The sequence below is a fragment of the Phyllobacterium sp. CCNWLW183 genome, assembly GCF_037203775.1.
Lineage (GTDB): Bacteria > Pseudomonadota > Alphaproteobacteria > Rhizobiales > Rhizobiaceae > Phyllobacterium > Phyllobacterium ifriqiyense.
Window position 1 is genome coordinate 195,462 of record NZ_JBBCBN010000001.1, and the last position, 21,961, is coordinate 217,422.

23 protein-coding genes are annotated in these 21,961 nt (G+C 53.1%); 5 read left to right on the top strand and 18 right to left on the bottom strand.

Going from position 1 to position 21,961, the window contains the following annotated elements:
• Window positions 1–164 precede the first annotated feature (164 nt).
• Entirely contained in the window at window positions 165–1,385 is a 1,221-nt protein-coding gene (locus tag V9K95_RS00990; RefSeq protein ID WP_336440087.1) for a bifunctional 2-C-methyl-D-erythritol 4-phosphate cytidylyltransferase/2-C-methyl-D-erythritol 2,4-cyclodiphosphate synthase, read from the top strand.
• Window positions 1,382–1,885 carry a CinA family protein gene (locus V9K95_RS00995; protein WP_336440086.1) on the top strand — a complete coding sequence of 168 codons (504 nt, stop codon included), beginning with the start codon at window positions 1,382–1,384 and terminating at the stop codon, window positions 1,883–1,885. The genes V9K95_RS00990 and V9K95_RS00995 overlap by 4 nt, the downstream gene beginning before the upstream one ends.
• On the opposite strand, the gene V9K95_RS01000 is transcribed toward V9K95_RS00995, so the two are convergent.
• The 10 genes from V9K95_RS01000 to V9K95_RS01050 form a co-directional block, all read right to left on the bottom strand.
• Entirely contained in the window at window positions 1,872–2,300 is a 429-nt protein-coding gene (locus tag V9K95_RS01000; protein WP_115053302.1) for a GNAT family N-acetyltransferase, read from the bottom strand. The two genes, V9K95_RS00995 and V9K95_RS01000, sit on opposite strands and share 14 nt — an antisense overlap.
• 13 nt (window positions 2,301–2,313) lie before the next feature.
• Window positions 2,314–2,787 (bottom strand): type II toxin-antitoxin system RatA family toxin, encoded by a 474-nt coding sequence (locus V9K95_RS01005; RefSeq protein ID WP_115053052.1) that lies wholly within the window; start codon window positions 2,785–2,787, stop codon window positions 2,314–2,316.
• Between the two features lie 3 nt (window positions 2,788–2,790).
• Window positions 2,791–3,756, bottom strand: a complete 966-nt coding sequence (gene lipA, locus V9K95_RS01010) for a lipoyl synthase (protein WP_115053051.1) — start codon at window positions 3,754–3,756, stop codon at window positions 2,791–2,793.
• Between the two features lie 9 nt (window positions 3,757–3,765).
• Window positions 3,766–4,044 (bottom strand): GlsB/YeaQ/YmgE family stress response membrane protein, encoded by a 279-nt coding sequence (locus V9K95_RS01015; RefSeq protein WP_336440085.1) that lies wholly within the window; start codon window positions 4,042–4,044, stop codon window positions 3,766–3,768.
• Window positions 4,045–4,350: 306 nt separating this feature from the next.
• Window positions 4,351–5,796 (bottom strand): dihydrolipoyl dehydrogenase, encoded by a 1,446-nt coding sequence (gene lpdA, locus V9K95_RS01025; protein ID WP_115053300.1) that lies wholly within the window; start codon window positions 5,794–5,796, stop codon window positions 4,351–4,353.
• Window positions 5,797–5,814: 18 nt separating this feature from the next.
• Window positions 5,815–6,453: an SGNH/GDSL hydrolase family protein gene (locus tag V9K95_RS01030; RefSeq protein ID WP_336440084.1), complete on the bottom strand. Its 639-nt coding sequence runs from the start codon at window positions 6,451–6,453 to the stop codon at window positions 5,815–5,817.
• An 8-nt stretch (window positions 6,454–6,461) separates the two neighbouring features.
• The gene (locus V9K95_RS01035) at window positions 6,462–7,814 is read right to left on the bottom strand and encodes a pyruvate dehydrogenase complex dihydrolipoamide acetyltransferase (protein WP_336440083.1); all 1,353 of its coding nucleotides are present in this window, start codon (window positions 7,812–7,814) and stop codon (window positions 6,462–6,464) included.
• A gap of 15 nt (window positions 7,815–7,829) precedes the next feature.
• Window positions 7,830–9,233 (bottom strand): pyruvate dehydrogenase complex E1 component subunit beta, encoded by a 1,404-nt coding sequence (locus V9K95_RS01040; RefSeq protein WP_115053047.1) that lies wholly within the window; start codon window positions 9,231–9,233, stop codon window positions 7,830–7,832.
• A gap of 13 nt (window positions 9,234–9,246) precedes the next feature.
• Entirely contained in the window at window positions 9,247–10,278 is a 1,032-nt protein-coding gene (gene pdhA / locus V9K95_RS01045) for a pyruvate dehydrogenase (acetyl-transferring) E1 component subunit alpha (protein WP_115053046.1), read from the bottom strand.
• A 128-nt stretch (window positions 10,279–10,406) separates the two neighbouring features.
• Window positions 10,407–10,739 carry an FtsB family cell division protein gene (locus V9K95_RS01050; RefSeq protein WP_115053045.1) on the bottom strand — a complete coding sequence of 111 codons (333 nt, stop codon included), beginning with the start codon at window positions 10,737–10,739 and terminating at the stop codon, window positions 10,407–10,409.
• A gap of 153 nt (window positions 10,740–10,892) precedes the next feature.
• Here V9K95_RS01050 and V9K95_RS01055 point away from each other — a divergent pair, with 153 nt between their 5' ends.
• Entirely contained in the window at window positions 10,893–11,237 is a 345-nt protein-coding gene (locus V9K95_RS01055) for a hypothetical protein (protein ID WP_336440082.1), read from the top strand.
• Between the two features lie 57 nt (window positions 11,238–11,294).
• On the opposite strand, the gene eno is transcribed toward V9K95_RS01055, so the two are convergent.
• The 8 genes from eno to tpiA form a co-directional block, all read right to left on the bottom strand.
• The gene (eno, locus tag V9K95_RS01060; RefSeq protein WP_115053043.1) at window positions 11,295–12,572 is read right to left on the bottom strand and encodes a phosphopyruvate hydratase; all 1,278 of its coding nucleotides are present in this window, start codon (window positions 12,570–12,572) and stop codon (window positions 11,295–11,297) included.
• 146 nt (window positions 12,573–12,718) lie between these two features.
• The gene (locus tag V9K95_RS01065; RefSeq protein WP_115053042.1) at window positions 12,719–13,081 is read right to left on the bottom strand and encodes a PRC-barrel domain-containing protein; all 363 of its coding nucleotides are present in this window, start codon (window positions 13,079–13,081) and stop codon (window positions 12,719–12,721) included.
• A 100-nt stretch (window positions 13,082–13,181) separates the two neighbouring features.
• Window positions 13,182–14,012, bottom strand: coding sequence for a 3-deoxy-8-phosphooctulonate synthase (gene kdsA / locus V9K95_RS01070; protein ID WP_336440081.1), 831 nt, complete (start codon window positions 14,010–14,012; stop codon window positions 13,182–13,184).
• 1 nt (window position 14,013) lies between these two features.
• Window positions 14,014–14,910: a VOC family protein gene (locus V9K95_RS01075; RefSeq protein WP_336440080.1), complete on the bottom strand. Its 897-nt coding sequence runs from the start codon at window positions 14,908–14,910 to the stop codon at window positions 14,014–14,016.
• Between the two features lie 53 nt (window positions 14,911–14,963).
• Window positions 14,964–16,592: a CTP synthase gene (locus tag V9K95_RS01080; protein WP_307285123.1), complete on the bottom strand. Its 1,629-nt coding sequence runs from the start codon at window positions 16,590–16,592 to the stop codon at window positions 14,964–14,966.
• A 146-nt stretch (window positions 16,593–16,738) separates the two neighbouring features.
• The gene (locus V9K95_RS01085) at window positions 16,739–17,386 is read right to left on the bottom strand and encodes a L,D-transpeptidase (protein WP_115053038.1); all 648 of its coding nucleotides are present in this window, start codon (window positions 17,384–17,386) and stop codon (window positions 16,739–16,741) included.
• Window positions 17,387–17,593: 207 nt separating this feature from the next.
• Window positions 17,594–18,034, bottom strand: coding sequence for a preprotein translocase subunit SecG (gene secG / locus V9K95_RS01090; protein ID WP_115053037.1), 441 nt, complete (start codon window positions 18,032–18,034; stop codon window positions 17,594–17,596).
• A 77-nt stretch (window positions 18,035–18,111) separates the two neighbouring features.
• Complete coding sequence (gene tpiA, locus V9K95_RS01095) at window positions 18,112–18,876, bottom strand: triose-phosphate isomerase (RefSeq protein WP_336440079.1); 765 nt, start codon at window positions 18,874–18,876, stop codon at window positions 18,112–18,114.
• Window positions 18,877–19,037: 161 nt separating this feature from the next.
• Here tpiA and V9K95_RS01100 point away from each other — a divergent pair, with 161 nt between their 5' ends.
• Both V9K95_RS01100 and trpD read left to right on the top strand, forming a co-directional pair.
• On the top strand, window positions 19,038–20,927 hold the full coding sequence (locus tag V9K95_RS01100; RefSeq protein ID WP_336440078.1) for a SurA N-terminal domain-containing protein: 1,890 nt from the start codon (window positions 19,038–19,040) through the stop codon (window positions 20,925–20,927).
• 13 nt (window positions 20,928–20,940) lie between these two features.
• Window positions 20,941–21,960: an anthranilate phosphoribosyltransferase gene (gene trpD / locus V9K95_RS01105; RefSeq protein WP_336440077.1), complete on the top strand. Its 1,020-nt coding sequence runs from the start codon at window positions 20,941–20,943 to the stop codon at window positions 21,958–21,960.
• The last annotated feature ends 1 nt before the right edge of the window (window position 21,961 follow it).

The window sequence follows — 21,961 nt, forward strand, 5'->3', positions numbered from 1 at the left end:
TGTTTCGTATGCAATTTTATAATAGCCTAACCTTTAGACAGGATCATGCTGCTTCGCAAGGCAATCTACGCCTTTCTCTGATCAGTTTTCGACCTTTAATAACTAAGGCCTCTAGCCTTTCGGTTTGGCAAAGGGTAACGCAGATTGATTGATCGGAGAGAATTGTGCCTGCCAAGACTGACGACAATAAACTGCGGGTAGCTGCTGTCATCGTGGCAGCGGGACGCGGCGAACGCGCTGGCCAAAGCGTCGAAGGTCCCAAGCAATATCGCAGGATCGGCGGCGAAGCCGTGCTGATGCATACGGTTCGAGCTTTTCTTGGCTGTCCCATGATCGATCAAATTGTCGTGGTCATTCACAAAGAGGATGGCGCATTATTTGCCCAGGCGCTGGGCGATGTGGCCGATAAAGTGAAGGCTGTTACCGGCGGACCAACGCGGCAGGAATCAACCCGCCTGGGCTTATTGGCTTTGGACAATGCGGGAATCGATCACGTACTCATTCACGATGGCGTGCGGCCTTTCATAGCTGCAGATTTGCTCGAGCGCGTTATCTTTAATCTTACTCCTCATATCGGTGTCCTGCCGGTACTGGCGGTGTCCGATACATTGAAGGCTGCCGGCCCCGATGCAATGGTGAGTGCAACGGTTCCTCGTGCAGGCCTATATGCAGCGCAAACCCCTCAAGCTTTCCCCTACCAGCCCATTCTTGATGCCCATAATGCAGCTTATGCCGCCGGACGCTCTGACTTTACAGATGATTCCGCCATCGCCGAATGGCACAGTCTGCCCGTGCGCATAGTCGAAGGGTCCGCTGATAATACAAAGCTCACTTGGGCAAAGGATATTGAAATGGCCGATGATCGTCTGTCGCAAAAGCAATTCTCCTTCCCGGACGTCCGCACCGGCAATGGATATGACGTTCATGCATTCGAACCGGGCGATGGTGTCTGGTTGGCTGGCGTGTTCATCCCGCACGATAGGAAGCTTTCGGGGCATTCAGATGCTGATGTCGCCCTGCATGCCCTAACTGATGCCCTGCTGGCGACGCGCGGCGCCGGAGATATCGGGACGCACTTCCCGCCCTCTGATCCCCAGTGGAAGGGTGCCGCTTCCCACATCTTCGTTGAACATGCAGTGAAGATTGTGAAAGAGGCTGGCGGAAGGATCGCCAATGCGGATATTACCTTAATCTGCGAGGCACCCAAGGTTGGGCCCCACCGCGAAGCTATGACCGCAGCTTTGGCAAAAATGCTGGGCATTACGCCGGATCGTATCTCTATAAAAGCGACGACAAATGAAAAACTCGGTTTTATCGGACGCGAGGAAGGGATAGCCGCAATAGCAACTGCCTCGGTCATATATCCTGGCGGACTACCTGAATGAGCACACTTATTGCAGAAACCAAGGCAATAGCATTGCTTGAAGCGTGCCGGCGTGGGGGTATCCTGCTGGTTACCGCCGAATCCTGCACTGGCGGTCTGATCGCCGCTTCGCTGACAGATATTGGCGGCTCTTCCGATGTTGTCGACAGAGGCTTCGTTACCTACTCTAACGAAGCCAAACATGACATGCTGGGCGTTCCTATGGAAATGATCGAGAAATACGGCGCTGTCTCAAAGGAAGTGGCGTTGGCAATGGCCACGGGTGCGCTTGCCCACTCCCGCGCAGCAATTGCGCTTTCTGTCACCGGCATTGCGGGACCCGGCGGCGGGTCGAAGGAAAAGCCGGTCGGACTTGTGTGGTTTGGACTGGCACTGAAGGGTCAGGAGCCCGTTGCCGCACACCACCTGTTTGAAGATAAGGGACGGGCCTCAATTCGCATGGCCGCGGTCAATACTGCGCTAGATATGGCACTTTCGGCACTTGAAACTAAGTCCGCTTGACCCTCAGCGCCATACCAATCGATTTGGGAGTGACCGGCTCGAAACCAAATTTTTCGTAGAGATATTTAGCGGGACCATCGGCAATCAAACTGCAATAGGCACCATCCGGTGCATTGTTTTGCACATAGTCCACCAGATTTTCCACGATGATCTTGCCTAGCCCCTTGCCCTGGTGCTCCGGATCGACTGCAATATCAACGACCTGATAGAAACAGCCTTTGTCGCCGACAATCCGGCCCATTCCAACTGCTTGGCCTTGATATCGAATGATCGCGGCGTGAATGGTGTTCGGTAGTCCGATTTCGGCAGCTTCCCTGCCCTTCGGACTTAACCCCGAGATTATTCGAAGACGAAGATAGTCATCCACGGATGGCGTTTCGACACAAAGCTGATATTCGGTGTTTTCGTCCTGCACGGGCAAACTCTTCTCAAGCAATTGGCGATTTGCCGTCGACACCGTAAATGGCATCCGCACGCTTTTCAAACGCCTCGGTAAACTTCCGGAACGCAATATCGAACATCGAGCCCATCAGAAATCCGAGCGTACGGCTTTTGAACTCATAATCGATATAGAATTTCACTGTCGATCGCTCAGGATTTGCATCCGGAACGAACTGCCAGCGATTATCGAGATAGCGGAATGGACCATCAATATATTTGGTTTCGATGATGTTTTCTTCGCGCTTCAGCAAAACCTGACTGGTGAAGGTTTCACGGATAAGCTTGTAGCCGACTGTCATATCCGCAATCAGCAGCACCTTGCCGTCCCGTTCCTTGCGCGAGCGTACTTTCAAGCTCTCGCACATCGGCAAAAACTGCGGGTAGCTTTCCACATCGGCAACAAGGTCGAACATCTGCTCTGCGCGGTGGGCGACAGGTCGAGTCGTGTCAAACTTCGGCATTTGTCAGGCGCGGCTTGCGTGCAGCGCCTCGCGCGCAGCTTTCAATCTGGCAAAATCTTCGCCCGCATGGTGCGAGGAACGTGTGAGCGGGCTCGAGGCAACAACAAGAAAGCCCTTGGTCTTGGCGATAGTGGCGTAAGACTTGAACTCGTCAGGCGTGACATAGTTGAGCACAGCGTGATGTTTGCGCGTTGGTTGGAGATATTGGCCAATCGTCATGAAATCCACATCCGCAGAGCGAAGATCATCCATAAGTTGCAAAACTTCGTTCCGCTCTTCGCCCAACCCAACCATGATGCCGGATTTAGTGAAGATGGTGGGATCGATTTCCTTGACGCGCTGCAACAACCTTATGGAATGGAAATATCGCGCACCCGGACGAACCTTCAGATAATTCGAAGGCACAGTTTCAAGATTATGGTTGAAGACGTCTGGACGGGCAGCAACAACGATTTCCAGTGCGCCGGGCTTGCGCAGGAAGTCGGGGGTCAGAATTTCAATGGTCGTGCCGGGAGAAATGCGGCGAATGGCCAGGATGACATCGGCAAAATGCTGCGCCCCGCCATCGGCCAGATCATCACGATCAACAGATGTAATCACGACGTGTTGCAGACCCATTTTCAGGACTGCTTTGCCAACATTCTCCGGCTCTTCAGGGTCCAGCGCCTTCGGCAGGCCAGTTGCGACATTACAGAATGCACAGGCACGCGTGCAGATCTCGCCCATGATCATGAAGGTCGCGTGCTTCTTATCCCAGCATTCACCGATATTCGGACAGCCGGCCTCTTCACAAACCGTGACAAGGTTATGGGAACGCACAATATCGCGGGTTTCGGAGTATCCCTTCGATACGGGCGCTTTTACACGTATCCAATCAGGCTTCTTGAGAAGCTCCGTGTCCGGACGGTTAGCTTTTTCCGGATGGCGCAAGCGCCTTTTTTGATCGATGGTGTCGAGTACCGTTACCATTAGAATATCCTAATTTGCGGCTTTGGCTTTACCAAAGACCCACAGGATGAGAATTGCGCCAACTGTCGCAACGATCAGATTTCCAAAGAATCCATAGAAATTGAAATTCACCAGACCTGCCAGCGTCCCGCCAACAAAGGAACCGGCGATGCCAACCAAAATATTGGTGAAAAGCCCATGATTCCGGCTCATCGCCTTCTCGGCAACATAGCCAGCAAGGAAGCCGATAAGCAGCATGCCGAAGAAACCGACTTCGGGCATACCCATTATTCCGACTGGCTGATCCATCTTCGTTCCCTTTTTAGCGTCCAGACGCCATGGCAATGGCGCGAAATACCAAGGCCCATATAGCACCGAAAAGAAACCCGCCCAAGCCAAAGGCAAAAGTTACCATCCAAACTCCGGTCCAGCCAGTAATTGCCAAACCGTTGACTGATATGGTGTTGCCTGAAACCAGACTCAAGGCAGCAGGCACAAACCCCAGCACGATGCCGATCAGGGTCGACCATTTTAGGATCAACCATGAAAAGCTGATCCACGGCCTGCTGTCTTTGATGACTACCAGCTTCGGTTCCTTTCCTGTCGCCTCAACTATCAGGCGTTAAGCACGCGCCCATAAGCATCCAGCACACTTTCCTTCATCATTTCCGACAAGGTTGGATGCGGGAATACCGTATGCATGAGTTCTTCTTCCGTCGTCTCCAGATTCATGGCAACGACAAAGCCCTGTATCAGTTCAGTCACCTCTGCACCAACCATATGAGCGCCGATCAGCTGGCCGGTCTTCTTATCAAAGATGGTCTTTACCAAACCCTGATCCTCACCAAGAGCAATAGCCTTGCCATTTGCAGCAAACTGGAACCGGCCCACGCGGATTTCACGGCCGCCTTCCTTAGCCTTGGCTTCGGTCAGACCGACAGACGCGACCTGCGGGTGGCAATAAGTGCAGCCAGGAATCTTGTCTTTTTCCATTGGATGCACCCCGGGGACATTTGCTATCTTCTCAACGCAGATAACGCCCTCATGCTCGGCCTTGTGCGCCAGCATGGGGGGGCCAGCCACATCCCCAATGGCATAAATGCCCGGAACATTGGTCCTGCCATAACCATCAATGACCACACAGCCGCGATCTGTCTTCACGCCGAGCGCTTCTAGCCCAAGATTTTCGATATTGCCTTGAACGCCCACAGCTGAAATCAAACGGTCGGCAGTAATTTTCTCAACCTTGCCATCCTTGGTTTCGACATGGGCTGTGATGGAATTTGCCGCTTTCTCAACCTTGGTTACCTTGGCCTCCGTGATGATCTTCATACCCTGCTTTTCGAATTGCTTGCGGGCAATGGCGGATATTTCCGCGTCTTCCACAGGCATGACATTTGGCAGAAGCTCGACGACTGTGACTTCCGCACCCATGGTGCGATAGAATGATGCGAATTCGATACCAATCGCACCCGAGCCCATGACTACAAGGGACTTAGGCATTTCCGGCGGGATCATGGCTTCGAAATATGTCCAGATCAACTTGCCATCCGGTTCGATACCTGGCAGCGCACGAGGGCGCGCGCCGGTGGCGAGAATAATATGCTTGGCAGTATAAGTGCCCTCGCCCTGCGCGTTCTTCGGAACCGGATTTTGGGGCTCCATGGGCTTCTTTGAAGTCTTTGTGACGACGATCTCACCAGGCTTTGAAAGCTTTGCTTCGCCCCAGATCACATCGACCTTGTTCTTCTTCATCAGGAAGCCGATGCCGGCATTCAGGCGGGCAGAGACGCCGCGCGAACGCTGCACAACAGCCTTGATATCGGCGGAAATCTTGCCTTCAATAGTAAGACCGTAGTCCTTGGCGTGCTGGCCGTAATGGAAAATCTCCGCTGAACGCAGCAATGCTTTGGTCGGTATGCAGCCCCAGTTGAGACATATGCCGCCCAGATGCTCCCGCTCGACAATAGCGGTCTTAAGGCCAAGCTGCGCGGAACGAATTGCGGTCACATAGCCGCCAGGGCCAGAACCAATGATGATCACGTCGTAATTATTGGCCAAGACCATTATCCTCCTGAATTAAAGATCGAGTATGTCTCGAACGATGGGTGCAACGGCCTTGCCGATTGCCCGGGTATTTTCTGCATCAAGATGTACGCCATCAAGCGGTGATGTTTTCACAACGGATCCGGCATCAAAGAAAGCGCAACCGGCAATATCTGCGGCATCACGATAAAACGCAGCAAGCAAGCGCGACTGCTCAATGCCCTGCTCGAAGGTCAGCCGGAATTCCGGCCCTTCCGTTTCGCCCAATGCGGGCGGCGACATGACAAGTATCTGCGGTGGCTGGGCATTGAACTGGTATGGCGCTGTGCGGACGATCTCAATCAGCCGCTGCATGCCTCGTTTTGCACCCTGCGCATTGCCGCAGATAAATGCTTTCATATCATTTGTGCCAAGCATGATAATGATCAGATCGAGAGGGAAATGGGTGCCAAGAACGGTGGTCAGTGTCTTGGCACCATTCCTTTGAAATCCTGACAGATGATCATCATAGGCAGTCGTGCGACCGTTCAAACCGTCCGCGACGACATTGACGCCCGCTCCAAGCTCTGCCTGAAGCGCATTTGGCCAACGATCAGCCAGTGCATGGCGACCCGATCCTCCTGGGATATATCCCCAGGTCAGTGAGTCGCCATAGCAGAGGACTGTTTTCATATCTTTTCTCAGACCAGCATGCCCATCGGGTTTTCAATGTGCCGCTTGAAAGCCTGAGCGAGTTCTGCCCCAAGGGCCCCGTCAACCGCACGATGATCGGTTGAAAGCGTAACGGACATTACCGTAGCAACCTTGATCTCGCCTTTTTTCACCACAGCACGTTCTTCGCCTGCCCCAATGGCAAGGATGGTCGCATGTGGAGGGTTGATGATCGCCGCAAAATCCTTCACGCCGAACATGCCGAGGTTGGAGACTGCTGTCGTGCCGCCCTGATATTCCTCGGGCTTTAGCTTGCGATCACGCGCGCGCTTGGCCAAGTCTTTCATTTCGTTGGAAATTGCCGACAGGGTTTTCTCTTCTGCCTTGCGGATGATTGGTGTGATCAATCCACCGGGGATGGAGACAGCCACACCCACATCGGAATGCTTGTGCTTGACCATATTGCTTTCAGTCCAGGAAACATTGGCTTCCGGTACATCGCGCAAGGCCAAAGCCATCGCCTTGATGATGAAATCATTGACCGAGAGCTTGTAGACCGGAACATCGCCCTTGTCGGTTTTGCGCATTGGTGCAGCAAGATTGATCTGCTGGCGTAGGGCCAGAAGGGCATCCAACTCGCAATCGACAGTTAGGTAGAAGTGAGGAACCGTCGATTTTGCCTCGAGAAGACGCTTGGCGATTGTTTTACGCATGCCGTCATGCGGTACAAGCTCGTAAGAGCCTTCGGCAAACAGCTTAAGCACAGCGTCATCAGACATCGGCTTGGGCGCGGATGCAGCAGTAGCTGGCGCTGCAGCGGCAGGCGCAGCCGACTTGGCACCGCCTCCGGCAATAGCGGCTTCAACGTCTTTCTTTATAACGCGGCCATGCGGTCCAGTGCCCGTAACCGCGACAAGATCAATCCCTGCATCCTTGGCTATGCGGCGCGCAAGCGGCGATGAAAATGGACGATCGCCCGCCTTGGCATCAACAGCAGGTGCTTCCTGCTTTGGCGCTTCTGCCTTGGCCGGTTCAGCCTTTGGCGCCTCTGCGGCTGGCTCAGCCTTCTTCTCTTCTTTTGCTTCTGCTTTGGCAGGAGCAGCATCGCCACCGCCTTGGGCAGCAGCGCCAACATCCTCGCCATCAGCCGCAAGAATAGCAATCAAGGCATTGACCTTGACGCCTTCAGTGCCTGCCGGAACGACGATTTTGGCAACGGTACCTTCGTCAACGGCTTCAACTTCCATTGTTGCCTTATCGGTTTCGATCTCGGCAATAACATCGCCGGGACCAACCTTATCGCCTTCTTTGACGAGCCATTTGGCAAGGTTGCCCTCTTCCATCGTAGGAGAAAGCGCCGGCATGGTGATATTGATCGGCATATCGGTTTCCTCCCCTTATGCTGTGTAGGTCACAGCTTTGACGGCGTCGATAATTTCCTGAATGTTTGGCAGCGCCAGCTTTTCCAGATTGGCAGCATAAGGCATTGGAACATCCTTGCCCGCAATCGTCAGGATTGGAGCATCTAGATAATCAAAGGCCTGCTGCATGACGCGGGTGGCAATTTCCGTACCAACTGAAGACTGCGGGTAGCCCTCCTCAATGGTTACAAGGCGACCTGTCTTCTTCACAGATTCAACCACTGTTGGAATATCCATTGGCCGGATTGTACGCAGATCAATGATTTCCGCATCAATACCCATCTTGGCAAGCTCGACTTCAGCCTTCACCGTATAGTTCATGCCGATGCCGAATGAGACAAGTGTAACATCCTTGCCCTTCTTGTGGATACGGGCCTTGCCGATTGGCAGGACGAAATCATCAAGCTTCGGCACATCAAATGAATGACCATAAAGGATTTCGTTCTCAAGGAAGATCACCGGATTAGGATCGCGGATTGCAGCCTTGAGCAGGCCTTTTGCATCGGCAGCCGAATAAGGCATAACGACCTTCAGACCGGGAATGTGACTATACCATGCAGCGTAACATTGCGAATGCTGGGCCGCCACGCGTGAGGCTGCACCGCTTGGGCCACGGAAAACCATCGGCGCACCCATCTGACCGCCAGACATATAGAGCGTCTTGGCAGCAGAGTTGAGTATCTGGTCGATTGCCTGCATGGCAAAGTTGAATGTCATGAATTCAACGATTGGACGAAGGCCGGTCATCGCAGCGCCAACGCCAACACCGGCAAAGCCATGCTCCGTGATTGGCGTATCGACAACGCGGCGCGGACCAAATTCATCAAGCAGGCCTTGAGTGATCTTATAGGCACCCTGATATTCAGCGACTTCCTCGCCCATGACAAACACCGAGTCGTCGCGGCGCATTTCTTCAGCCATCGCATCGCGCAAAGCTTCACGAACGGTCGTCGAAACCATTTCGGTGCCTGCCGGAATATCGGGATCAGCGGCAACTTCAGTTTTCGGCGCAGCAGGAACGCTGGTCTTTTCAGGAGCAGTCTCTTGCTTGGGAGCTTCCGGCTCAGCCTGTGCTGGCGCAGCTTCTGCCTTGGCGGAAGCATCTGCCTTGGGCGCTGCGGCATCATCAGCGCTTTCGCCATCACCAAGCAGCACGGCGATCACGGTGTTCACCTTTACACCGTCAGTACCTTCGGCGACAAGAATCTTGCCGATTGTACCTTCGTCAACGGCTTCGACCTCCATCGTCGCCTTGTCGGTTTCGATTTCGGCGAGAATGTCACCGGACGTGACCTTATCGCCTTCTTTCTTCAGCCATTTGGACAGCTTGCCCTCTTCCATAGTTGGCGAGAGTGCTGGCATCAAAATATCTACAGGCATGATCGCGCCTCCCTTAGAGCAAAATGTCGGTGTAGAGCTCGGATGCATCCGGCTCCGGATCGGACTGCGCAAAATCAGCTGCATCTGCAACGATATCGCGAACGTCCTTATCGATCTTCTTCAGATCGTCCTCTGTGGACCATCCTTTTTCGATCAACCGGTTCTTCACCTGCTCAATTGGGTCATGATCGGAGCGCATCTTCTGCACTTCGTCCTTCGAACGGTATTTGGCCGGATCCGACATGGAGTGACCACGATACCGGTATGTCTGCATCTCAAGGATCATCGGGCCTTTGCCGGAACGGGCCCAGGCTGTTGCTTCCTCGCCCGCAGCGTTAACGGCACGAACATCCATACCATCAACCTGAATACCGGGAATATTGAACGAGAGACCACGCTTGGAGAAGTCAGTTTCGGCAGATGCACGAGAAACCGAGGTGCCCATCGCATAGCGATTGTTTTCAATGATGTAGACGACAGGAAGCTTCCATAGCGATGCCATGTTGAAGCTTTCATAAACCTGGCCCTGATTGGCGGCGCCGTCGCCGAAATAGGCAAGCGAGACATTGCCATTGTCGCGGTAGCGATTGGCGAATGCCAGACCTGTACCGAGCGAAACCTGTGCACCAACGATACCGTGACCGCCGTAGAAATGCTTCTCCTTGGAGAACATATGCATCGAGCCGCCCTTGCCCTTCGAAAGGCCTCCTCGTCGTCCGGTCAATTCAGCCATCACTCCCCGCGGACTCATGCCGCAGGCGAGCATGTGACCATGGTCACGATAGCCGGTGATGTTCTGGTCACCTTCCTTGAGCGACATTTGCATGCCTGTGACGACCGCTTCCTGTCCGATATAAAGGTGACAGAAGCCGCCGATAAAGCCCATGCCATAGAGTTGACCAGCCTTCTCTTCGAAGCGGCGGATCAACAACATCTGCCGGTAGGCTTCCAGCTCTTGCTCTTTGGTGAATTCGATTGGTTTTGGTGCTTTAGCAGCAGAAGTCTGCGCGGAACGCGCAGGGCTTTTTTTCGCCCTCGTGGCCATATCTCACTCCCTGTGACTTGGTCGCAAGAGAATAGCAGCAGAGACAGAACTTACAATACGCAGAATCGAATAAGTGCTATGCAAATAAGACGTTCAAAATACACAACAAAATAGCTATTAACCGGATATCAGTTAATAGCCAAATCTCCGGAACCACGCATTATCGTGACCTCATCCGGACGGGAAACGTTCAGTGCTTTGCGAGCTTGCTCGTCCAGCATATCCTTCTCAATTGTCCCATCATGCATAAGTTTAACCTGTCGTTCAAGCTCCTTGCGATTCTCGACGACAGCAGCAAGCTGAGCCTGAAGCAGCTGGGTTCGCTCCTGCAGTTTAATGGTGGAATAAAGACCATATTCGCCGTGATAGGCATGGAAGCCGAAATAGGCGAAAAACAGGGTGGCGAGCAGCGGAACAATTAAGCGCCCCCGCCTGGTTTTACGTCTCTGTTTTGTCCACATTGTCTTATCCGGATCGCTACGGAATCAGGTCACGATGGCCTGATTTGTCACACACTCATAAAACAGTGTTTTGCTTAACAGGCGATTACCAGCCACCTCAAAACCATGTTACGAAGTCCGGGCATCTTTTGACAAACATCTAATGGCGCCGGTATGAGCATTCGAAACATCAGCGCAATTGCTTTGCCGGTACTGGCAGTTCCACTCGCCATAATAGCACTAATAACAACACCAAATGAGTACACGGCGATGGGGCAATCCGGTGTGGATTGTGACGGGCCATTTGGGGTTCTCGTTTTCGCGCTGCCGGCTCTTGTTGTCTATGTACTGGGTATTGGCATTTTCGCGATATCCGGATTTCCGAAGTCGCCAGCATTGAGAATCCTGATAGCCGCACCCAGCCTGATTATTTGCGGTGCGCTTGGCATTCAGATCGCCTTGAGCATTCATGAGCTTCAAACTGATGCGTATCAGGAAACATGCGGCAGCGGGCTCTAATCCGCCCAAAAAAATGGCGGACCTGAGCCCGCCATTTAAATTCGATAGGTTCAAATATTAGATGAAGCGGAAAATGCCGCGGCCCGCATAGCTGGCCTGCGGACCAAGCTCTTCTTCAATACGGATCAACTGGTTGTACTTCGCGATCCGGTCGGAACGTGACAGCGATCCGGTCTTGATCTGTCCGCAATTGGTAGCAACTGCAAGATCCGCAATGGTTGAATCTTCGGTTTCGCCAGAACGATGCGACATCACAGATGTATAGCCAGCGCGATGGGCCGTTTCCACAGCGTCAAAAGTTTCAGACAATGTGCCAATCTGGTTGACCTTGACGAGGATCGAGTTGGCAACACCCATCTTGATGCCATCACGAAGACGGGCCGAGTTGGTCACGAAAAGATCGTCGCCGACGAGCTGGCATTTCTTTCCAACAAGATCAGTGAGGTGCTTCCAGCCTTCCCAATCATCTTCCGACATGCCGTCTTCGACCGTTATGATGGGATAATTGCCAACGAGCTGAGCGAGATATTCAGCTTGCGCCTTCGGGTTACGGCTCTGGTTGTCGCCTTCGTATACGTAATTTCCGCCTTTGAAGAACTCAGTGGCGGCACAATCAAGACCGATCGCGATTTCTTCACCTGGCTTGAATCCAGCTTTTTCAATCGACTCCATGATGAAATCGAGCGCTTCTTCAGCAGACTTCAAATCTGGAGCAAAGCCGCCTTCATCGCCGACATTTGTGCTATGGCCCGCATCCTTGAGGCGCTTCTTCAGCGTGTGAAACACTTCCGAACCATAACGCACGGCTTCTGCCAAAGATGACGCGCCGACTGGCAGGATCATAAATTCCTGAAAGTCGATTGGGTTGTCGGCATGGGCGCCGCCATTGATGATGTTCATCATGGGCACTGGCAGGACATGAGCGTTTGGACCGCCGAGGTAGCGATAAAGCGGCAGGCCCGATGCCTCAGCGGCGGCCTTGGCAACAGCGAGCGAAACGCCGAGAATGGCATTGGCACCAAGACGGCTCTTGTTCGGCGTGCCATCAAGTTCAATCATGGTCTGATCGATATGGATCTGGTTTTCTGCTTCTAGACCGCCAATCGCGTCAAACAGTTCGCCATTCACTGCGTCAACAGCTTTTTGAACGCCCTTGCCGAGATAACGGGTTCCGCCGTCGCGCAACTCAACAGCTTCATGTGCGCCAGTCGATGCGCCCGAAGGTACAGCAGCGCGGCCCATGGAACCATCTTCGAGGATGACATCGACTTCCACAGTCGGGTTACCGCGACTATCCAGAATTTCACGGCCAATAATATCGACAATCGCAGTCATGGGAGTTCCTTTTGAAAACGTGGGACAGCATAAGCTGGCCCCTGAATAGCGAATGAAGATGACAAGGAAAACCCTGACAAGTCGATTTGTGCATTAAAACGGAAAAAAGGCCGCTCGAAAGCGGCCTCTTTTGAAGATCAGCGACGTTAAGCCGCCTTATCGACCTTATAATAAGAGAACGACATATCCCTTACCTTGCGGCCATCATTTTCCGTAAGCTCGGCGATTGTGTTCACAGGAGCCTGTTCCAGCTGCTGGCGGGTGAACCCAACTGTGTAACCGCCATTGTTTTTGTCATAGTCGAGCAGTGACCAAGGTATGGCGTGGTACTTTTCACCAATGCCCAAGAAACCTCCGAAGCCGACAACTGCAAACATTATCTTATCGGATGTCTTATCAAGCATGACATCCTCAATTTCGCCCATCTTTTCGCCGGCAGTGTTATAGACATTGGTGCCAATAACACGTGAAGCGCGGATAGCTGTTGTATGACCTGAACTGGTTGGCATTTTGCTTCTCCTTCTTGCTTTTGCATGAAGGGTTAATGAGTGAATTGGCCCATGGTTGCAAAAAACTCCAACTTTAATTGCGGAACAATGTCGCGCGTGGTCAAACAGCTTTTGCTATGCGGTCGAATTCCAGCAGTTTTTCAAGCAAACGAGGCATCTGATCCAGCGGCACCATATTGGGACCATCTGACGGGGCGTTATCGGGATCCTGATGCGTCTCGATAAAGACACCCGCCACACCAACGGCCACTGCCGCGCGCGATAGAGTTTCAACGAATTCGCGCTGACCGCCAGTCGAACCACCCTGGCCACCCGGCTGCTGCACGGAGTGAGTCGCATCAAAAATAACCGGCGCGCCAAAGCTTGCCATAATTGGCAGGGATCGCATGTCGGACACCAACGTGTTGTAACCGAAGGAAGCTCCGCGCTCGGTCACCATCACATTTGGGTTGCCGCTTTCTGTCACTTTGGCCACGACATTCTTCATATCCCAAGGCGCAAGAAATTGACCCTTTTTGATATTCACGATTTTACCTGTCTGGGCGGCAGCAATCAGAAGATCGGTTTGGCGGCAAAGAAAGGCTGGAATCTGCAAAACATCGACAACCTCGCCGAGAATTGCGCATTGCTCTTCCGTGTGAACATCGGTGAGCGTTGGAAGACCAAGCTCCTTTTTAATATCAGCAAATACCGGCAAGGAATTTTCAAGGCCAAAGCCGCGCTTGCCGGAGAGCGACGTGCGATTCGCCTTGTCAAAGCTGGATTTATAGACGAGGCCAATGCCAAGCTTTTCGGTCATTTCTTTCAATGCGCCTGCCATGTCGAAAGCGTGCTGGCGGCTTTCCATCTGGCAAGGGCCCGCAATGAGCGAAAGTCTGCCGCTATTGGAAAATGCGACATTGCCAGCGGAAACGATGGAATTCTGGGACATATTAGAGGGCCTCAAATGCGATGGCAGCGCCCTGCCCTGGTGCCTTGTGCACGATCAGGCGGGAGCCACGCTTTTCGATTGGAATATTGTTGCTGATGAGTAAAGATTCAACTGCCGCCAGATCACGAACACCAAGCACGAAAGCTTGCAGGCGCAGACCGCGCTCCATTGTTGATGATTCTATGCCGGTGAATGCCTTCAATCCGGATGGCGTAAGCACGGTAATATTTGCATTGGCCGCAGCCATATCCATGCCGAATGAATGCGCGTTGACGTCGCGCTGATTGATCACTTCCTGCAAAGGATACTGGAAATCCGTGGGATTGACCTCAGAAAGAACCACTTCCCGCAAAACGGCAGCACCATTTGCATGTAATTGCAACGCGCTCCGATCTACCTTTGGGGTGTTTATGCGCTCGCAAGTGAAGAAGAATATATCGGGTGCGCGCAGGTCCGCGGCAAAAGCCAAGCGAAATCCCGCTCGGTCCTCTTTGCCATCCGGCAAAATGAACGGCCGGGAAAAATCCAGAATATTGCCGGCAGAAATCCCTGCCTCTGCGAAAGATTGATGGTCGGCTTTTGCGTTCTCGCTGCCCATGACGAGTGCAGAAAAACCTTCCTGCCCGTTACGGAACCGATAGGCCTGATCCCGCGCGACAAACACATTGCCTTTAATCGCCTCAGCCTCGCATGTCTCGCGCTGACCTATGGCCAAAAACTCAAGGAAACTATTATCGCCGAAGAATACGCAAACATTTTCGGTTCCGAACGGATGTACCCCTACAGGCGCGACCGTGAACCCAAGTTGTTCCAATCGCACGCGTGCGATTTCCAGATCTGCCGTGGGCAAAACCAGATGGTCGACAGGACGGGGCGTGCGGGGTGACAAATTGCTCATGATGAAAGGGTGTGCCTCAATGCTGACTGCAATTCAAGTCACACCCTTGCCGATCAAACGAGCCTGCTTTGCGCCATCGCCGCATTGATGAACGATGCAAACAATGGATGTGGCTCAAACGGACGCGACTTCAATTCCGGATGATACTGTACACCGATGAACCAGGGATGGTCAGGATATTCCACCGTTTCAGGCAGAACGCCATCCGGCGACATGCCCGAGAATACCAAACCACATTCTTCAAGACGGTCCTTATATTCGATATTCACTTCATACCGATGTCTGTGCCGTTCGGAAATGTCGGTAGAACCGTAAATATCAGCAATCCGTGTGCCCGACTTGAGCAACGCATCATAGGCGCCAAGACGCATCGTTCCGCCCAAATCCCCGGTCTGCGCGCGCTTTTCAAGCATATTGCCTTTAAGCCACTCGGTCATCAGGCCAACAACGGGCTCGCTCGCTGGGCCAAACTCGGTAGAAGATGCCTTTTCGACGCCAGCCAAGGAACGAGCGGCTTCGATCACAGCCATCTGCATGCCAAAACAAATACCGAAATACGGAACCTTTTTTTCGCGGGCGAACTTGGCGGCAAGTATCTTGCCTTCCGAACCGCGCTCGCCAAACCCGCCAGGCACGAGAATACCGTGAACCTTTTGCAGGTAAGGCGCAGGATCTTCCTGTTCGAATATTTCGGATTCGATCCAGTCCAGATTGACCTTTACCTTATTGGCCATGCCGCCATGATGGAGCGCTTCAATCAGCGATTTATACGCATCTTTCAGGCCGGTATATTTACCAACAATGGCAATCGTAACCTCGCCTTCCGGATTGTGGATGCGCTGGCTGACTTCGTCCCAACGCTCCATGCGAGGCTTCGGTGCCGGATCGATCCCAAATGCGGCCAAGACTTCTGAATCCAGACCTTCTTTATGATAGGCCATAGGCACATCATAAATTGTATCCACATCAAGCGCCTGAATAACGGCAGAAGCCCGAACGTTGCAGAACAGCGATAGCTTGCGGCGCTCGGATTCCGGAATCTCGCGATCAGCGCGAATGAGAAGAATATCGGGAGCAATACCAATGGAACGCAGCTCTTTTACCGAATGCTGGGTTGGCTTGGTCTTGAGTTCACCCGCAGCCGGTATGTAGGGCATGAGGGTCAGGTGGATATAAACAGCGCTGCCGCGCGGCAAATCATTGCCAAGTTGGCGGATCGCCTCAAGGAAAGGCATTGCTTCAATGTCACCGACCGTACCGCCGATTTCACAAAGAACGAAATCATAATCCTCATTGCCTTCGACAATGAAGTTCTTGATCTCATCAGTGACGTGCGGAATTACCTGAACCGTCGCACCGAGATAATCGCCCCGGCGTTCCTTTTCGATAATGTTGCGATAAATCCGCCCTGTCGTGATGTTGTCCTGCTTATTGGCAGGACGCCCCGTGAAACGCTCATAATGACCAAGATCAAGGTCAGTTTCGGCGCCATCGTCGGTTACAAACACTTCGCCATGTTGATAGGGCGACATCGTTCCGGGGTCGACGTTGAGATAAGGATCAAGCTTGCGAATCCGTACACGGTATCCACGAGCTTGGAGGAGTGCCGCCAAAGCGGCTGCAGCGATGCCTTTTCCGAGGGAAGAAACCACGCCACCAGTGATGAAAACATATCGGGCCATGGGCTTATCTCGTTAGTCCTTTGCAAGTGATTTGGCCACAAAAAAATTCGGCTGAAGCGCCGTTTTCCCGCACAAATCTTTTCTTCATTTCAAACAAAACGGCCAGACGCAAAGTCTGGCCGTTCAATTAAATCCGGTATTAGTTGTTATAGAACAACAACTTCCGTGCCGATTTTCACGCGATCATAGAGATCGATAACGTGATCATTGACCATGCGGAAGCAGCCATTGGAAGCTGAGCTACCAATAGTCCAAGGCTGCACGGTGCCGTGGATACGCACATAGGTGTCACGATTTCCCTGTGACAGATAGATTGCACGGGCGCCCAAAGGATTACCAGGACCGCCATCCATGCCGTTCTCATACTTGGCATAATGAGCTGGCTCGCGCTTGATCATTTCCTTGGTTGGAATCCAACGAGGCCATTCGCGCTTTGTCTGGACAACAGCCGTACCCTTGAACTCGAGCCCTTCCTTGCCAACGGCAATACCATAACGGCGGGCAGAATAGGCGCTTTGGACCAGATAGAGAAATCTCGCTTGCGGATCGATCACGATCGTGCCCGGCTTGTATCCGGAGAATTCAACTTCCTGCGGCATGTATTTTGGATCAATGCCATATTTTGTTTTCTTCGGGCGGGCCGGCGTGCGCACCTCCGCCACTTCTACCGGCTTTGCTGCATCGCGTTCGCCAGTGAAAGGCTTTGTAAGTTTCTTGAGGATCGGCTCGGCAGATGCAGGGCCGGCCAAGGCCAGTACCGACATTCCAATAAGCAATGAGCGACGTGACAACATGATGTGTATTCCCGAATGGATTGCAAAGCGTCCCAAGCGACGCTTGCCGGGCCCCCTAGGCCAACTTGATATTGCGATAACTGAAGACAGGGCCCTTCTCAATGCAAATCGCTGTGATCATTCCTGACGAATGATGGATGCATCAAAGAAGTTGCGGAACCGCAACACATTGTTGTGGTTCCGCGTAACTATATAACCGTATGCGTTTTACTGCGAGTTCGGAACAGGATTTGCAGGCTGCGCTGGAGTAACCGGTGCTGTAGGCGCAGGCGCGGTCGATTCGGGGGCTGGTGCCGCTGGCGTTGCCGGGGCGGTCGACGATGCGCCGCCCAACTGATTAAGAACACCGCCGCTTGAAGGAGGCTGCTGACCGGCAGGCTGACTGCCTGTCGTCGTCGGAATACGATTGAGAATGTCAGTGGGCGTTTCGCTATAGCGCGAAAGAATGCCGAGCGCCAAGGAAGTGATAAAGAACCCTGTTGCCAGGATGGCTGTTGCACGGGTCAGCACGTTTGCAGCACCCCGTGCCGTCATCAAACCGGACCCGCCGCCAATACCCAGACCACCGCCTTCGGAACGCTGCACGAGCACAACCCCAACGAGGGCAAGTACTATCAGAAGATGAATCACAATAAGGACGGTTTGCATGGGTATTTTCTGCTTCTCAAGTGTCGGACGCGGCTCTTTACACCGTATCGGTCGATAAACCAAGCCCGGTTTTACGCTTAGAGCGAATGATATGCTTCACAGATGGCGAGAAAGTCCGGCGCTTTCAAGCTCGCACCGCCCACAAGTGCGCCATCGACATTCTCTATACCAAGAAGTTCAACAGCATTGGATGGTTTTACCGACCCGCCATAGAGGATGCGCATTAACTTGCCCTCATCACCAAAGCGATCGCTTAATGCCACCCGAATAGATGCATGGACTTCACGCACGTCTTCGGCAGTCGGTGTCAGTCCGGTTCCGATTGCCCAGACGGGCTCGTAGGCGACAATCGTATTTCCGGCGGTGGCATTATCGGGAACTGACCCAGCAAGTTGCGTCGCGATGATTTCCAGCGTCGAACCTGCTTTGCGCTGCAACTCGGTTTCTCCGATGCAGATAATGGCAGTAAGACCAGCTTCCCAGCCAGCGCGCGCCTTGGCATTGACGATGGCATCGGTCTCGCCATGGTCGGTGCGGCGCTCCGAGTGACCGACGATGACGTGCGATGCTCCCGCGTCTTTCAGCATGCTGGCAGCTATATCACCTGTATGAGCGCCAGACTGCTTTGCGTGGCAGTCCTGACCACCAATGCTCAACTTCTCACCCTCTACGGATTGCGCAGCTCGCCAGACAAGCGTTGCAGGCACGCAAATGAGAGCATCTATTTTTTCGCCGATTGCCGAGTTGGGACGATTAATGATCACGCGAAGTTCATCAAGCTGATCTCCCATGCCATTCATTTTCCAGTTGCCGGCGACGAGAGGGCGAATATTGGGGGTCATCTTCTCTTCCTTAAGTCACGAAAGTCATGGTTTGGGCGATTTTCTGAAGTCTTTGATTGCCTGACTAGCAAATTCACTTGATAAAGCAATCGACACAAGCTTTGCATCACGCTATTCCCGCTAGGATTCAACTGCGTTTCGTTTAATACGGTGACTTTAATATGCTCGACTCCCTCCGCAATGTTGCCCAGACCTGGGTAGCCAAGTTGCTTCTCGCTCTTCTCGGACTCAGCTTTATAGGCTGGGGCGCGTCGAGCACCCTGCTTGGCGCCATTAACGGCAATGCTGCCATCAAGGCGGGAGATTCCGAAGTATCGCCTCTCGATTACCGCTTGGCTTATGACCGCGAGCTTGCGTCATTGTCGCAACGCTTTGGTCAACGGCTGACACGCGAACAGGCTGATGCCATCGGCATTAGCAATCAGGTCCAGGGGCGGCTTGTTGCCGGCGCCTTGCTTGATGAGCAGGCCCGCAAGATGTCTTTGGGTCTGTCAAAAGACCGTCTGGCCCAGCTTGCAGCCGAAGATCCCGCATTTCGGGGCGCAAACGGACAGTTTAGCAGCGCACAGTTTGACGCCGTTCTGCGCAATGCTGGCATGACGCCGCAAAACTATCTAGACAATAGCGCCCAGGTTGCACGCCGCCAACAGATCGTCGAGGCTGTCGCAGACGGGATCAAGGCTCCAGAAACGCTGGTTAAAGCCATCGCTATTTACAAAGGCGAATCGCGCACCATTGAATATGTAGCTATGCCGAAAAACTTCGTCTCAAGCGTTGCCGACCCAAGTGATGCGGACCTGAAGACATATTTCGAAGCCAACAAAGAAGTCTATGGCGCGCCGCAATACCGCAAGGTCAGCTACGTCAAACTTGAGGCCTCGGATATTGCAAACCCGGCAACGGTAACGCCTGAAGAGATCAAGGCAGAGTACGAAAAGAACATTGCCCGCTACTCCACACCGGAAACGCGCACTATCGAACAGCTGTCATTTGCCGACGAAGCTGCTGCGAAAGCTGGATTGGAAAAGCTTAAAACAGGCATGAGCTTCGAGGATTTGGTCAAGGCCGAAGGCAAGAGCATGAATGATGTGCATCTTGGCACATTCCCGAAGAGTGCCCTGCCCGACCAATCCATCGCCGAGCCAATCTCCGCGCTTCAAGTCAATGGCGTAAGCGACGTATTGAAGGGAACGTTTGGTCCTGTGATTGTTCGCGTCACTGCGGTCACACCTGAAGTAGTCAAGCAGCTTCCTGAAGTTGAAAAAGAAATTCGTGAGAATATTGCCCTTGCACAGGCGACAAATGCCGTAGCGGATGTCCATGACGCCTATGAAAATGCGCGCGCTGATGGCCAGACCATGGCGGAAGCTGCCGCAACTCAAAACCTGAAGGTGGTAACGATCGATGCGGTGGACCAGAATGGTCGCTCGCCCGACGAAAAAGACGTTCCAAACTTGCTGTTTGATGAAAACCAGATGGCCGCAATTTTCCAGGCTGATGTCGGTTTTGACAATGAGCCGTTCAGCCTCGGCACGAATGCCTATCTCTGGTACGATGTCGACAGCGTAACGCCAGCCCGTGAACGGCCATTGGACGAAGTTAAAGCCAAGGTCATCGAGCATTGGAAGACAGCCGAACTCGAAAAACAGCTGAATGCGAAAGCTGAGGAAGTTCGCAAGCGCGTTGCGGATGGAACGTCACTCGACGACATTGCCACTGAGTTCAAATTCACCAAGGAAACCAAGCGTGGGATTACGCGCGAAAGCAAGGATGCTGACCTCGGTCAAGGTGGCGTAGATTCTGTTTTCGATGGACCTCAGGGCTTGGTTGGAATGAGTGAATCGGCAAGCGATGGATCGAAGTTGATCTTTAAGGTTACCGAGGCAATCGAACCCGCCAATGTCGGTCCTGAATCTCTTACAGCCGCGGAGAAAGATGCATTTGGTTCGCGTCTTGCAGATGATCTCCTCGACCAGTTGATAGCGCAATTGCAGACCGTCTATCCGGTGACAGTCAACAAGACAGTCATCGATCAGGCGCTCGCCCGGTAAGAATGTGTGAATAATGGCTGAGCTAAAGCGTTTCATTGGTATTGCCGCTTCCGGCAACGCACTTTCCCAGGACGAGGCGGTTGAAGCTTTCGACATCATGATGTCGGGACAGGCTACCCCGGCCCAGATTGGCGCGCTGCTGATGGCTTTGCGTGTTCGCGGTGAAAACATTGATGAGATCACAGGCGCCGTTGCTGCCATGCGCTCGAAGATGCTCAAGGTTAACACTTCCGTCGACGCGATTGATATTGTTGGCACCGGCGGTGATCAGTCAGGGTCCTACAACGTTTCGACATGTGCTGCCTTCGTCGCTGCAGGAGCCGGGGTGCCGGTCGCAAAACATGGCAACCGGGCGTTATCATCCCGATCAGGGGCCGCCGATACTCTAGCGGCGCTTGGTATCAACATCGAAATTGGTCCAGAACTCATAGCAACCTGCATTGAGCAGGCGGGGATTGGCTTCATGTTTGCGCCCATGCATCATCCGGCGATGAAGCATGTTGGCCCTGCGCGTGTTGAGCTTGGAACACGTACTATTTTCAACCTTTTGGGACCTTTGACAAATCCGGCAGGCGTAAAACGTCAGTTGGTTGGCGTCTACGCACCCGAATGGGTCGAGCCAATTGCGCATGTGCTAAAAAATCTCGGCTCCCAGTCGGTTTGGGTGGTGCATGGCGACGGTCTGGATGAAATCACCACCGCAGGGGTGACCAAGGTTGCCGCTCTCGAAAACGGTACAATCCGTACCTTCGAAATTGAACCGGAAACGTTTGGTTTAAGGCGAGTCGACCCTCAGGACCTGAAAGGCGGAACAGCCGATGAGAATGCTGTTTCCTTGCTTTCGGTGCTGGATGGGGCACATGGCGCCTATCGCGATATCACACTGTTCAACGCCGGTGCAGGACTTGTAATAGCCGGAGCTGTAAACGATCTGAAGGCTGGTATTGAGATGGCCGCTCATTCCATTGACAGCGGCGCGGCGCGAAATGTGCTAAAGAACCTCGTGCAAGTGTCAAACAGCAGGGTAGCCTGAC

Excerpts from the sequence above, each read along its gene's own strand:
- V9K95_RS00995 (WP_336440086.1), top strand. The coding sequence starts at position 1,382 with ATGAGCACACTTATTGCAGAAACCAAGGCAATAGCATTGCTTGAAGCG.
- V9K95_RS01005 (WP_115053052.1), bottom strand. The coding sequence starts at position 2,787 with ATGCCGAAGTTTGACACGACTCGACCTGTCGCCCACCGCGCAGAGCAG.
- lipA (WP_115053051.1), bottom strand. The coding sequence starts at position 3,756 with ATGGTAACGGTACTCGACACCATCGATCAAAAAAGGCGCTTGCGCCAT.
- V9K95_RS01015 (WP_336440085.1), bottom strand. The coding sequence starts at position 4,044 with ATGGATCAGCCAGTCGGAATAATGGGTATGCCCGAAGTCGGTTTCTTC.
- V9K95_RS01030 (WP_336440084.1), bottom strand. The coding sequence starts at position 6,453 with ATGAAAACAGTCCTCTGCTATGGCGACTCACTGACCTGGGGATATATC.
- V9K95_RS01035 (WP_336440083.1), bottom strand. The coding sequence starts at position 7,814 with ATGCCGATCAATATCACCATGCCGGCGCTTTCTCCTACGATGGAAGAG.
- V9K95_RS01040 (WP_115053047.1), bottom strand. The coding sequence starts at position 9,233 with ATGCCTGTAGATATTTTGATGCCAGCACTCTCGCCAACTATGGAAGAG.
- pdhA (WP_115053046.1), bottom strand. The coding sequence starts at position 10,278 with ATGGCCACGAGGGCGAAAAAAAGCCCTGCGCGTTCCGCGCAGACTTCT.
- V9K95_RS01050 (WP_115053045.1), bottom strand. The coding sequence starts at position 10,739 with ATGTGGACAAAACAGAGACGTAAAACCAGGCGGGGGCGCTTAATTGTT.
- V9K95_RS01055 (WP_336440082.1), top strand. The coding sequence starts at position 10,893 with ATGAGCATTCGAAACATCAGCGCAATTGCTTTGCCGGTACTGGCAGTT.
- eno (WP_115053043.1), bottom strand. The coding sequence starts at position 12,572 with ATGACTGCGATTGTCGATATTATTGGCCGTGAAATTCTGGATAGTCGC.
- V9K95_RS01065 (WP_115053042.1), bottom strand. The coding sequence starts at position 13,081 with ATGCCAACCAGTTCAGGTCATACAACAGCTATCCGCGCTTCACGTGTT.
- kdsA (WP_336440081.1), bottom strand. The coding sequence starts at position 14,012 with ATGTCCCAGAATTCCATCGTTTCCGCTGGCAATGTCGCATTTTCCAAT.
- V9K95_RS01075 (WP_336440080.1), bottom strand. The coding sequence starts at position 14,910 with ATGAGCAATTTGTCACCCCGCACGCCCCGTCCTGTCGACCATCTGGTT.
- V9K95_RS01080 (WP_307285123.1), bottom strand. The coding sequence starts at position 16,592 with ATGGCCCGATATGTTTTCATCACTGGTGGCGTGGTTTCTTCCCTCGGA.
- V9K95_RS01085 (WP_115053038.1), bottom strand. The coding sequence starts at position 17,386 with ATGTTGTCACGTCGCTCATTGCTTATTGGAATGTCGGTACTGGCCTTG.
- secG (WP_115053037.1), bottom strand. The coding sequence starts at position 18,034 with ATGCAAACCGTCCTTATTGTGATTCATCTTCTGATAGTACTTGCCCTC.
- tpiA (WP_336440079.1), bottom strand. The coding sequence starts at position 18,876 with ATGACCCCCAATATTCGCCCTCTCGTCGCCGGCAACTGGAAAATGAAT.
- V9K95_RS01100 (WP_336440078.1), top strand. The coding sequence starts at position 19,038 with ATGCTCGACTCCCTCCGCAATGTTGCCCAGACCTGGGTAGCCAAGTTG.
- trpD (WP_336440077.1), top strand. The coding sequence starts at position 20,941 with ATGGCTGAGCTAAAGCGTTTCATTGGTATTGCCGCTTCCGGCAACGCA.